Genomic DNA, 12636 nt, shown 5'->3' on the forward strand with positions numbered 1-12636 from the left:
GTTTTGAAAGAGATCGTCAAGCGTGAGTTGCTGGACATCGTGGGTGAAGATCGGTTCTTCGATGACGATCTCGACCGTTTCACCTACTCGTACGACGGCTCGTTCTTGCCTCTCGTGCCTCCTCATCTGCCCGAAGCCGTGGTGCAGCCCCGGTCTGCAGAAGAGGTGGCTGCCGTCCTGCGTGTTTGCCATGCGCACGGTGTACCCGTGGTCCCCCGGGGGGCGGGCAGCGGACGTACCGGGGGCTCGGTTCCGGTCGCGGGGGGCGTGGTCCTTTCTCTCCAGCGCATGAACCGCATCCTGGACCTGGACGAAGGGAACATGATGGCCCTGGTCGAGCCCGGGGTGGTGACGTTCGATTTCTGCCAGGCCATGGAAAGGAAGGGGTTTTTCTACCCTCCCGACCCGGCGTCCTGGAAGTTCTGCACCCTGGGGGGAAACGTGGCGGAGAACGCCGGTGGGGCCCGGGCTGTCAAGTACGGGGTGACCCGCGATTACGTCATGGGACTTCAGGTGGTGCTGGCGGACGGGCGGGTGATCGAGACCGGAGGAAAGGCGGTGAAGAACGTCACCGGGTACGACCTCACCCGCCTCTTCGTGGGCTCGGAAGGGACGCTGGGGGTCATCACCCGTATCCTGCTCCGGTTGTTGCCCCTCCCCCCGGCCAAGAAGACCCTGCTCCTTTGCTTTGGGTCGGTCGATGCCGCGTCCACGGCGGTAGTGCGCATGATCCAGGCTGGGGTGATTCCAGCGGCTGCCGAACTGATGGACAGGGTAAGCATAGATGCGGTGGCCCGGGCGCATCCGGTACACGTCCCGGCGGGCACCGAGGCGGCCGTGCTGGTTGACATCGACGGGGAGCCCGAAGTCCTGGTGCCTCAGGCCCGGCGGGTGGTGGCTGTAGCGCGCGAGGCAGGGGCGATCGAGATCAGGGAGGCCGCTGATGACGCCGAGGCGGATGCCCTGTGGCTCCTGCGCCGCGCCATGGGGCCGGCAGTGGCAGCGATGGCTCCCAACAAGATAGGCGAGGACATCGCCGTACCCCGCACCGTCGTCCCCGAGATGATCCGGAGACTGCAGGATATCGGGAGGCGTTACGGGTTTACCATCGCCATTTTCGGGCATGCGGGGGACGGCAACCTCCATCCCTCCATCCTCACCGACCTGAGCCAGGAGGGCAACCAGGAGAAAGCAGATGCCGCCGTCGCGGAGGTTTTCCGCGCGGCGCTGGAGCTGGGCGGCACCCTTTCCGGGGAGCACGGCATCGGCATCACCAAGCTGCCCTTCATCACCGACGCCCTCGGCGAGGCGCAGGTAGACGTGTTGAAATCCATAAAGAGAGCCCTGGATCCCAAGGGCATCCTCAATCCTGGCAAGATCTTTTCTGGGGGCGCCGAGCGTTGACCGCAGTCGATGAACTGGCACAAATCGTGGGACAGTGCGACCGTTGCGGTGCCTGTCAGGCAGTGTGTCCTCTCTTCGAGTGCTTGGGGAAAGAGGCCACGGTCGCCAGAGGCAAGCTGGCCATCCTGCGTGCTTTCCTGGCGGGCGGTCTGGGGGCCGATCCCGTGCCCGTGTCGCGGGCTCTTGACCTGTGCCTGTTGTGCCACGCCTGTGCTGCCAACTGCCCCAGCAAGGTGAAGGCCCCGCGCGCTGTCCTCCTGGGTCGAGCCGCGTTGGCACGGTCGGTGACGCCTCCCCGCCTGGTGCGGGCGGTGGACGCGGCCCTGGCCCGCCCGGGGGTGCTGGCCCTGGCCGGCCTGCTGATGCGGGCCTACCACAACGCGCGGGTGTACCGGCTACTGAAGGGCACGGGAGTCCTGGGACTGGTCAGGGCCCTGGTAGGGGAGGCCATGGACTTTCTGCCTCCGCCGGGGGGGGTACCTGAGTCGAGGTCATCCGCTGTGGCAGCGGGCTCGTCGGGGGCGGCGGGCCGGAGGATGGCAGCCGGGGGCACCGCCCGGGGCAAAGTCCACTACTTCGCGGGTTGCATGATGAAAACGTTGTACCCGCACGTGAGCCGGGCCACCATCTCTCTGCTGGAAGCGGCCGGCTACCAGGTGGAAGTACCACCGGCGAGATGCTGCGGGCTGCCCTTGCTGGCGCACGGGCAGCTTGAGGAGGCACGGCGGCTGGCTTCCCAGAACGTGGCCATTTTCCGCGACGCTGAAATGGTGGTGACCGACTGCGCCAGTTGCGGGGCGAGCCTCAAAGATTACGGCTGGTTGCTTGGATCTGACCCCGTCTGGCGAGTACAGGCCGGGGAGTTCGCCGGCAAGGTGCGGGACGTCTCGGAGTTCCTGCTCGGGGTGAGAACAGGGGAGGCGGCCCCTGCCGCCGGGCGGGGATGCCAGGTGGACGGTCGCTGGTCTCAACTGAGAGTTACGTATCACGACCCCTGCCACCTCGTGCGGGGCCAGAAAATCAAGGCCCCTCCCCGTGAACTGGTGCGCGCGACGGGAGTGCAGTTTGTGGAGATGGCAGGGGCGGATACCTGCTGCGGTGGTGGCGGCAGCTTCCACCTGGTTCATCGCGATGTGTCCCAGCGTATCCTGGAGCGCAAGATCAGGGCGGCCGAGGAGACGGGTGCCCAGTTGCTCCTGACTGCCTGTCCCGGCTGTCTCATGCAGTTACAGTACGGGGTGCACCGGGCAGGGATCTCGCTGCGGGTGATGCACCTGGTCGAGTTCTTGCTTGCAGTGGAGCCCAGCTTGATTGGGGCGGGGCCTGGTTAAGTAGATGGCTTAAGTAGAGATTGCTCGTGAGCATGTCCCCAACGGGGCGACGCACCCCTCCTTACCCCGGCGTTGTCCCACCCCCTTGACCTCTCCCGCACGAATGCCATAAGCATGGGATGAGGCCCCAGGGCCTGGAAGGTGGGGAGGACGGTGCGGGGGTGGAGGAGGGGTTTGCTATTATTGCCTCTCGTTGTTCTGGTGGCCAGCAGCTGGCTGGTCATGCGGGCCGGTCGCCTGGCCGAAGAGGCTAGAGCACTTCCTGCCGGCGCCCGGCCTGCGAGTGATCGGTGTACGCTGGAGGCCGAGCGAAGGGTTCTGGTGTTGGAGTGCGAGGCTGCTGGTCTGCTCGCGCTGGACGGAGGGGCCGAGCAGCGTTGGGCATCCGGCCTGGGACCGCTCCCGCGGGCGGTGGGCAGGTTGCTTTCCTCGCCGGGACTGTCCGGATACGACCGGGTGGTAGTGGTAGTTTGGGGCATGGAGCCAGGACCTCTGCACATCACCGTGGGGAAAGCGGATTTGGTGGCCTGGCGACAGGGGGCGCTCACCCTGGAAGAGTTCTTCAGCCGGTGGCAGCTGGAATGGAGCGGGAAGCCACCCGAGTGAGCAGTCGTGCGAGTCCGGGCAGGAATTTTCACTGCCGCTGTAGAATGGCTGGGTTATTAAAAGCAAGGTGCAAATAGGACGGTGGTGGGATCCCTGGGTTCCCGGGTGGCGCCTCGGACGGGCGGCCGGTGGCGTGCGGGCTGACGGCGGGAGGTGTGCGGGATGCTGGACGTGCTCATCAAGAATGCACGGGTGGTGGATGGTTCGGGTAATCCCTGGTTCTGGGGCGAGGTAGGGCTGCAGGCGGGCAGGGTGGCGGTGGTTTCCCGCCGGGCCCTGGAGCTGCCGGCGGGGCGCGTCATCGACGCCGGGGGCATGGTACTGTGTCCCGGCTTCATCGATCTGCACAGCCACTCCGACTACACCATCTGGGTACATAATCGGGCCGAGAGCGCGCTGCGCATGGGTGTGACCACGGAAGCGGTCGGGCAGTGTGGCAGCACCGTGCACACCTTCTGTGGGGAAGAAGTGCGGGGCCGCATCCGCCTGGCCATGGCCCAGTCCGCCACGGTGGCACCGGCTGAGGTCGAGGTGGAGTGGCAGAGCCTCTCCGAATGGCGGGCGGCGCTCGCGTCCCGGGGAACGGGCATAAACCTGGCTCCTTTCATCGGTCACGGGACTGTGCGGGAGTCGGTGCTGGGCGTGGAGGGCAAGGGTGGCGAGCGAACCCACCCCACCCCGGAGGAAATGGACGCGATGAAGGCCCTGGTCCGCCGGGGGATGGAGGAGGGTGCATTCGGGATTTCCACGGGGCTGCGGTACGCGCCGGGGCGGAATGCGTTCACTGAAGAGGTGGTGGCCCTGGCGGCGGTGGCGGCTGAATACGGAGGGGTGCACACCTCCCACATCCGCAGTGAGGAAGAGTATCTGGTTTCAGCGGTCAAGGAACTGATAGTCGTTAGCCGGGAAGCGCGCATCCCGGCGTGCGTGTCCCACCACAAGGCCGCGCTGCCTGAAAACTGGGGCAAGGTTTTCGAGACGATCCGGCTGCTGGCCCGGGCGCGGGACGAGGGTGCCGAGGTGATCTGTGACGTATACCCCTGGACGCTGGCCCGGCAGGCGAACCTGGGGATATGGTTCGCGGGACACGTCCTCTCCTCCGAGGCGAGTGCGGTCGAGCGCGAGGGGCTGCTGGCGAGCGTCAGGGACGACGCCCGCTGGGAAGAAGTGAAGCGTAGGGCCAGGACGGGGTTCGAGAGGGAGGTGGAGCTGAACCGTGAGCGGCGCCGGGTTCTGGCGCAAAAGGGTGTGATGGTGCCCGACATCTGGGATCCGGAGACCTTCGATTACATAGTGTGGTCTCCTTCCCATCCGGAACTTGAGGGCCAGAACTTCCGGGGAGTGGCGGCGGCACTGGGGGAAGGGGATTACTGGGATGCGGTGCGCCGGGTGTACCTTGATGACGAAGGGTTCACCCAGGTGGCGGCCGGAGGGATGGCGGAGGAAGACGTGCTGCACGTGCTGAAGTGGCCGTGGTCTGCCGTCTCCACGGACGGGTTCGTGCTTGACGTCCCTCCCGACCTGGGCCGGCCCGACTGCGGGGTCCATCCCCGTCAGTACGGCACCTATCCCAGGGTCCTGGGCCACTACGTGCGGGAACGCGGTGTTCTCAGGCTGGAGGAGGCCATCCGCAAGATGACGTCCCTGCCCGCCCAATTCCTGGGGTTGCGGGATCGGGGACTGGTGCGGGAGGGCATGTGGGCTGACCTGGTGATATTCGACCCGGACGCTGTGGCCTGCACCGCCACCCACCGCGAACCGGCGCGGAACCCGGTGGGCATTGCGTACGTGTTCGTGAACGGGCAGGTAGTGATGGATGGCGGCCGGCACACGGGTGTGCTGGCGGGGCGGGTGCTGTCCCGGTGATGCCGGTGGCCGCGGGCACGCCGGTGCCGGAGGCGTGGTTGATCGGGCTAACTGATCTGGTGAAGTGGAGGTGTTGGGGATGGGCAAGGCGGTAGCTGTACTGGGCGGGGGTCATGGCGGGCACTGCATGGCAGCTGATCTGGCGCTGGCGGGTTACCAGGTGAACTTTTACGAGGTGCCAGAGTTTGCCGCCCGCGTGGAGAAGGTGCTGAAGTCGGGTGAGATCAAGCTCACGGGGATCGGGCGGCAGGGCGTGGCCAGGCTGAACACAGCTACCACCGACATGGGGGAGGCCCTTGCGGGAGTAGACCTGATCAATATCGTGGTACCCGCATATGCCCACGGGCGCTTCTTCCGGGAGATGTTGCCTTACCTGCGGGACGGGCAAACGGTGGTGTTGTGGGCGGCAGATTTCGGTTCGCTGGAACTGTGGCATTTCTTGCGCCAGAACGCTCCCGGCTTGCGGGTGCGCATAGTGGAGGCCAATACGTTGCCATACGGGACGCGCATGGTGGAGCCGGGATGGGTCGATCTACCCCTGATGGCGACGCTGGTTACGGCGGCCGCCCTGCCGGCGGTGGAGAACGAGGAGGTGCTCCCGGCGTTACGGCAGTGCTTCCCGGTGGTGCGGCCAGCCGACGATGTGCTGTCGTGCGCGTTCAGCAATCCCAACCCCATCGTGCATCCCCCCGGGTCGCTCCTCAACGTGGGTCGCATCCAGTTCAGTGGTGGAGACTTTTACATGTACCGGGAAGGTATAACGGAGGCCGTGGCGCGTGTGATCCGCCGGGTGTTCGCCGAGGTGAAGGCGGTGGCGCAAGCCTACGGCACATCGGTGATAGAGTATGAGGAACGCGATTTCAATACCACGGGCAGCATCATGGCGGTCGCATTCCAGGCGCCGTTCGATACTCTGGGGGTAATCGCCAGGATCAAGGGACCCAGTTCCATATACGACCGGTACATCACGGAGGACCTGCCGCAGGGTCTGGTTCCTATTGCGCAACTGGGGCGGAAGGCGGGCGTTGCCACGCCGGTGACCGACGCTATCGTTTCCCTGGGGGCAGCCGTGTGCGGGCGGGATTTCTGGTCGGAGGGTAGGACTCTGGCTAAGCTGGGCGTAGAGGGCCTGTCGGTGGAGGAGATCAGGCGGCTCGTCAGACAGGGCCTGTGACAATCGGGTGGCACGACGGTTGCCCTGAAAGGGAGGGGTAGGGGCAGGGGTAGGGGAAGCCCGGTCTGGCCTTGGTGGTCCATGAGGCTGGGCTGCCGCCCCTGCCCTCCCTATTCCACTTCGCAAATCCATACCAGGCCGGACCACAACCCCTGCCGGTTCACTCGAGCCTGGCGGTCAGTTCGGCGGCCGTTATGCCGGTAAGGCCAAGCCGCTCAATTGTTCGGCCCTGAGACCACATGTCACATCCCAGGAGGGCCGAAACCAGGGTCACCACTGAATCTATTACGGGAGTGGGAACGCCGGCAACCTTTGCCAGAGAAGAGTACAATACCAAACCCATCGGCACGTCCTCGGTGAGATAACGTTCCGAAAGGCTCTTCGGACCCTTCATCTTGCGGCCTGCCTCAATTCCTTCGTAGCCGAACTGGTCCACAAAAACCCGCCCGACTTCTTCCGGCAATTCACAGTGAGGAGGTCCAAGTCCGAATGCCTCTCGCACCCGAACCCTCTCCTGATCGAGCGCACGCATGACCTTCCACACGGAGGGCGTCATCGCCTCACGGTAAAGCCAGAACTCGCCCCCGGAGAACTCGATCCTGCTTGCACTGAGGAGAGTCGGCACCGGATGCACGCACGGGTTGGTGTTATTGAGGGCGACGTCCAGGATGTTCCTGGCCGGTGCTATCTCCGGGTAGAGCTGCTTGAGCACCGCAGCCGCGGCTTCCGTACGTCGTGCAGGGTACGCGGCGAACGGGTTGAAGATGGCGCGGATGTGCACCGCGACCTCATTTTCCCCGCTCATCCTGCACCCGTACGGGAGCGTAGAGGTCTCCCCCAGCGTTATATCTTTCCTTACTCCCATCTCCTCGAGCACTCTGCCAAAGACGTACGAGCCAAACCCACCCGGGATCAAGAAGACGTACTGGCCGTCTTCCAGGTGCGGTCCGCACATTCTCGCTATGGATTCCTGGGCGAACGCGGGTACAATCACGAGCACTACTTCGGCTCCCGAAATCGCTTCCTCTGGATCGTGAGTTGCCACCCGCAGCTTGGCCAGTCCTTGTCTGCTCACTCCGCTGATCTTGATTTCCCCTGTCTCCCGGATCTTTTTAAAGGACTCCGCGAACTGGGGGACTTGAAAGAGCCTTACTTCGTGCCCCGCCAAAGCCATGTCAGCCGCAGCCGCTACTCCGCCGTGCCCTGCACCCAAAACCGCAACCTTCATGCTGACTAACACCTCCTCGTTAGCGCTGTTCTCCTGAACAGAACACCGTTGCGTGGCGCGTGCCCTATTTCGCCGGCGGCCCGCAAAAATCCTCCTGCGTCACCACCTGGCCGCATCTCGAAGAAGGAATCTCCTTTAATGCCGCCTAATATTAAAAGGGGACGCGGTTCCTCCTGATGGAACGCCATCCTTGGTGGAACGCTAGGCCGATGGCCAACTCTCGCGCGGTTGGTATCCTGGCGCTTTTGAGCGGGTTCTCAGCCCCGGAGGGTGGCGTCCCGCCTGTCGGTTAACCAGCGCCGAGCGGAGGTGAACCAATGCCGACGAACAGCACGCTGGAGCAGGCGGTGGTACTTTTATCCGGCAACGAAGCCATCGCCCGGGGCGCTTACGAGGCTGGGGTGGCAGTGGCAGCTGGTTACCCCGGTACCCCCAGCACCGAAATCATCGAAGCACTGGTGAGGTACCCAGACATATGGGTCCAGTGGTCCCCAAACGAGAAGGTGGCCCTGGAGGTGGTCATAGGGGCGTCCTTCGCGGGCGCTCGCACCCTGGTGGCGATGAAGCACGTCGGGCTGAACGTGGCCGCCGACCCCTTCCTGACCTTTTGCTATATGTCCACAAACGGCGGCACCGTCATCGTGTCTGCGGATGACCCGGGCATGCACTCGTCGCAAAACGAACAGGACAACCGCCAGTACGGTCGTATGGCCCGTACTCCGGTGCTGGTGCCTTCCGACAGCCAGGAGGCAAAGAGCTTTACGGAAGCTGCTTTCGACATTTCCGAGCGGTTTGCCACCCCTGTCATCCTGCGCAGCACCACCCGCCTGTCCCATGGCCGCAGCCCGGTCAAACTGGGGGTGAGGAAGGAAGCGGCACGCCGTCTGGCGTTTGAACGCAACCCGGAGCGGTTTGTCACGCTGCCCGCTCACGCCCGCAGTTGGCACCCGCGCGTGGAAGAGCGGCTCGACGCTCTCCGCCAGTTCGCGGAGGACTGCCCCTTCAACAGGCTGGAGTGGGGCAGCAAGGAAATCGGATTCGTCACCGGCGGAGTCGCGTATCAGTACGTGAAGGAGGCGTTCCCGGAAGCCTCGGTGCTGAAGCTGGGCCTTGCCTACCCCATACCCCGGGAGCTGATCCGCAGATTTGCCTCTGAGGTGAGGTACCTGTTCGTGGTGGAGGAAGGCGACCCATTCTGGGAGGAACTCATCCTGGCCCAGGGGGTTAAGGTCGCCGGGCAGGGAGTTGCCGGGCCGTGCGTGTTCCCGCGGGTGGGCGAACTTTCGGTGGAGATCGTGCGCAGTGCGGTGAAAGAGTTCCTGGGCGCCGGTAGCGCTTCTGCCTCAGCGGGCGACCGGCAGGCTCGGGCAGGAAAAGGCGCGGCCGAAACGGTTTCGCTGCCGGCGCGGCCTCCCGTGCTCTGCCCGGGGTGCCCGCACCGGGGCGTCTTTTACGTCCTGGCCAAGCACCACCTCATCGCCACCGGCGACATAGGTTGCTATACCCTGGGGGCAGCTCCTCCCTTCAACAACATCGATACCTGCACCTGCATGGGATCATCTATAGGGCACGCTCTCGGACTGGAAAAGGCACTCGGACGGGAATTCTCGCGCAGGGCGGTGGCGGTGATCGGGGACTCCACGTTCGTCCACTCCGGCATCGCTCCCCTCATCGACGTGGTCTACAACCGGGGTACCGTCACCGTGATCATCCTGGACAACGGTACCACCGCCATGACGGGACATCAGGGGCACCCCGCTTCCGGCTGGGATGCCCGCCGGCAGCCGGCCCCGCGCATCGACCTGGAAGCCCTGTGCCGTGCGTGCGGGGTGAACGACGTCCAGGTGGTTGACTCCTACGACCTCAAGGCGGTAGAGAGGGCGATCAAGGCGGCGGTGGCCCGCGAGGAACCGTCGGTGGTCATCGCCCGGCGCCCGTGCGTCCTGCTTCCGGGTATGCGCAAGCCGCCCATCCGGTTCCTCCCCGAAAAGTGCATTGACTGCGGGGCGTGCTTCCGCTTAGGCTGCCCTGCACTGGAGAAAAACGGCAGGCGGCCCCGGCTCAACGAGGTGCTGTGCACGGGTTGCCTCATGTGCGTACAGCTCTGCAAACCGGGGGCCCTGATAGCTCAGGAGGCTTGAACCATGGTGGAAGTGACATCCCGCAGCCGGCCGGAACGCATAGACAACGTCGTCATCGCCAGCGTCGGTGGCCAGGGCGGCATTCTGGCCACCCGTATCCTTGCCTCCCTGTTCCTCAACCAGGGCTGGGAGGTCAAGACCTCGGAAGTACACGGCATGGCCCAGCGAGGAGGTAGCGTGGAAACTCATGTGCGCCGCGGCCAGAGGGTGCATTCGCCCCTCGTCCCGCGGGGGGAAGCGGATCTCCTCCTGGCCCTCGAGCAGTTGGAGGGCCTGCGCTACCTGCCCTGGCTGCGTCCGGGCGGGCTGTGCGTTTGCAGCACCGAACGCATCGCCCCCGTGAGCGTGACCCTGGGGAACCAGGCGTATCCGGGCGAGATCAGGGAGACCCTGGGGCAAACGGTGGGTACCCTTGTATGGGTGGATGCCCTGGGGATCGCCCGGGAGGCGGGGAACGTACGTGCCGCAAATGTTGCGCTCCTGGGTGCTCTGTCCCCGTTCATCGACGCGTCCGAGCAGGAGTGGCAGGAAGCCATTTGGGCCGACCTTCCTGAGCGTGTGCGTGCGGTGAACCTGGCTGCCTTCCGGATGGCCAGGGAACTCACCACCGCCGAGATGGGGAGGGGAAAGGCATGAGGGGCCTGGACGCCTTCTTTGCCCCGCGCACGGTGGCGGTGGTGGGGGCATCGCGCGACCCGACGAAAATAGGGCACCTGGTGTTGCAGTACCTTTTGGAGAGCGAGGCCCGGGTTTTTCCCGTGAACCCTTCCGCCAGCGAGATACTCGGGCAGCCGTGCTACCCCGACCTGGCCTCCATCCCCGCAGAGGTGGACCTGGCGGTGCTGGCGGTGCCTGCCCCGGCCACGGTAACCATGGTCCGGGAGTGCGTGAAAAAGGGCGTCAGGGCGATAATCGCCCAGGCGTCGGGGTTCGGTGAAACTGGAGAGGAAGGCAGGCGGCTGGAACGCGAGATCAAGGAAATACTCGCCGCCGCGCCCGGCGGGCGGCGCCCCCGCCTTCTGGGGCCCAATACCCTGGGAGTGTACGTCCCCGCACGGAGGCTGGACACCACGTTTACGGTGCGGGAACGCAGCCCCCGGCCGGGCCCCGGCGACATAGCATTCATATCTCAGAGCGGTGCCACCGCCGTGTGCATCATGGAAGCCGCCGCATCCATGGGGGTGGGCCTCTCCGCGTTCGTGGGTATCGGGAACAAGCTGGACGTGGACGAGAACGAGCTGCTCGATTACTTCGCCGCCGACCCCTCCACGCGCGCTATCGCCATGTATCTGGAGAGCTTCAGCGATGGGCGTGGCTTCCTCGAGAGGTGCCGCCGTATCACCCCCCGCAAGCCGGTGGTGGTCCTCAAAGCCGGCCGGTCGGCATCGGGGGCAAAAGCCGCTGCCTTGCACACCGGGTCACTGGCCGGCTCCGATCGCGTGGTAGAGGGAGCGCTCCGCCAGGTAGGAGCCTGCCGCGCCTACGATGAGGAAGAGCTCGTGGACCTGGCCCGGGCCCTGGGCCACGGCCGCCCCCTGGCTGGCAAGCGAGTTGCCGTACTCACCACTGCCGGGGGCCTGGGTGTGATCCTCACCGACCTGCTCGAATCCCCGGACCGGGGAGCGGGATTGGAACTGGCCACCATATCTGAGCAGGGCAAGGCCCGCCTGCGGTCCCTGCTCGTCCCCTTCGCCTCCGTGCATAACCCCATCGACCTCACGGCAAACGCGAGCAACGAGCATTATGCCGCCAGCCTGGAGGTACTGGAGGCGGAAGAAGGAGTAGACGCCATCCTGTGCGTGATGCAGTTTCAGAGCCCATACGTGGACGACCGATTGGCTCGGACCATCGTAGACTGGTTCCACTGTGGTCCCAAGCCGATGGTGGTGGTGTCCATCGGGGGTGAACTGTCCCAGCGCGGTTTGCGGCAGGTGGTGGAGGCTCGGGTCCCCGCCTATCCCTCCTTGTGGAGGGCAGCGCGTGCGCTGGCCGCCCTGTACGAGCGGGGTCGCTACCTGGCCCGGTGCGGAATCGAGCTCGTCCGACCCGAAGAGACCGCTGGCCGGGAATACGTGGCGGCTACCACCACACCGGCCACCGGCCCAAACCACGGAGGGTCTGACCATGAGTGACGCCAGGCAGCAAATACGGAGTGGTCATCCCCTGGCCGAGCACCAGGTCAAGGAATTGCTCGCCGGCTACGGGGTCTCGGTACCCGCACGCGTCGTACTGGCTCCCGGCGCCGGAGACCTTATCCCCAGCCTGCCATTCCCCTACCCCGTGGTGGTAAAAGTATCCGACCCAGAAATCCTGCACAAGACGGACCTGGGGGGCGTGCGCCTGGGAATCCGTGATGAGGCGGAACTGGAGCAGGCCCTGACGGAGATGAGGGCCAGGTTCCCAGGGAAGGTCCTCATGGTGGAGGCCCAGGAACCCCCCGGCGTGGAAGCGATCGTGGGTCTGATCCACGACCCCACCTTTGGCCCGTCCGTCATGCTCGGTGTGGGCGGAGTCTTCACCGAACTGTACCAGGACGTAGCATTCCGCGTGGTGCCGATTACGGAGGCCGACGCCCGCGACATGATCTCCCAGCTACGTGCCCGCCGCCTGTTCGAGGGATTTCGCGGCATCAGGGCCAGCCAGGAAGCCCTGGTTTCCGTATTGTGCGCTGTGTCCCGCCTGGCGGAAGAACTGGGATCTTACATCGAGCAAATGGACCTTAATCCCGTGATCGTCCACGCCGACCGTGCGGTGGTCGTGGACGCCAAGCTGCGAGTAGCAGACAAGCGGACTGCTTCTTACGGCGCTTAGGTACGCGACCGCGCGCGTGGCGCGGGGGCGAGAGTTGGCGCAGGCACAAGGGCAGGAGTTGGCGCAGGCACGCCG

General features: G+C 65.2%; 10 protein-coding genes. 9 read left to right on the forward strand and 1 reads right to left on the reverse strand.

The genetic code is table 11. The features are described from left to right. The first annotated feature begins 3 nt into the window (after window positions 1-3). From AB1446_02230 to AB1446_02250, 5 genes are all read left to right on the forward strand, one after another. A complete protein-coding gene (locus AB1446_02230) occupies window positions 4-1404 on the forward strand; it encodes an FAD-linked oxidase C-terminal domain-containing protein (protein ID MEW6545723.1) in 1401 nt (466 codons plus the stop codon). After that, window positions 1401-2735 (forward strand): (Fe-S)-binding protein, encoded by a 1335-nt coding sequence (locus AB1446_02235; GenBank protein ID MEW6545724.1) that lies wholly within the window; start codon window positions 1401-1403, stop codon window positions 2733-2735. The genes AB1446_02230 and AB1446_02235 overlap by 4 nt, the downstream gene beginning before the upstream one ends. Before the next feature lie 183 nt (window positions 2736-2918). Then, window positions 2919-3341 (forward strand): hypothetical protein, encoded by a 423-nt coding sequence (locus tag AB1446_02240; GenBank protein MEW6545725.1) that lies wholly within the window; start codon window positions 2919-2921, stop codon window positions 3339-3341. Window positions 3342-3503: 162 nt separating this feature from the next. Then, on the forward strand, window positions 3504-5207 hold the full coding sequence (locus AB1446_02245) for an amidohydrolase family protein (protein MEW6545726.1): 1704 nt from the start codon (window positions 3504-3506) through the stop codon (window positions 5205-5207). Window positions 5208-5286: 79 nt separating this feature from the next. After that, window positions 5287-6381, forward strand: a complete 1095-nt coding sequence (locus AB1446_02250) for an NAD/NADP octopine/nopaline dehydrogenase family protein (GenBank protein ID MEW6545727.1) — start codon at window positions 5287-5289, stop codon at window positions 6379-6381. Between the two features lie 160 nt (window positions 6382-6541). On the opposite strand, the gene AB1446_02255 is transcribed toward AB1446_02250, so the two are convergent. After that, entirely contained in the window at window positions 6542-7609 is a 1068-nt protein-coding gene (locus AB1446_02255; protein ID MEW6545728.1) for an NAD/NADP octopine/nopaline dehydrogenase family protein, read from the reverse strand. 317 nt (window positions 7610-7926) lie between these two features. On the opposite strand from AB1446_02255, the gene iorA reads away from it, so the two are divergent. From iorA to AB1446_02275, 4 genes are read left to right on the forward strand one after another with little or no spacing between them, the layout of a single operon-like run. After that, window positions 7927-9750, forward strand: coding sequence for an indolepyruvate ferredoxin oxidoreductase subunit alpha (gene iorA, locus AB1446_02260; protein ID MEW6545729.1), 1824 nt, complete (start codon window positions 7927-7929; stop codon window positions 9748-9750). 3 nt (window positions 9751-9753) lie between these two features. Next, window positions 9754-10386, forward strand: a complete 633-nt coding sequence (locus AB1446_02265) for an indolepyruvate oxidoreductase subunit beta (protein MEW6545730.1) — start codon at window positions 9754-9756, stop codon at window positions 10384-10386. Next, window positions 10383-11882 carry a CoA-binding protein gene (locus tag AB1446_02270; protein MEW6545731.1) on the forward strand — a complete coding sequence of 500 codons (1500 nt, stop codon included), beginning with the start codon at window positions 10383-10385 and terminating at the stop codon, window positions 11880-11882. Before AB1446_02265 ends, AB1446_02270 begins: the two co-directional genes overlap by 4 nt. Continuing rightward, window positions 11875-12561: an acetate--CoA ligase family protein gene (locus tag AB1446_02275; GenBank protein MEW6545732.1), complete on the forward strand. Its 687-nt coding sequence runs from the start codon at window positions 11875-11877 to the stop codon at window positions 12559-12561. Before AB1446_02270 ends, AB1446_02275 begins: the two co-directional genes overlap by 8 nt. Window positions 12562-12636 lie beyond the last annotated feature (75 nt).

The organism is Bacillota bacterium (genome assembly GCA_040757085.1).
Lineage (GTDB): Bacteria > Bacillota > Sulfobacillia > JACIYH01 > JACIYH01 > JACIYH01.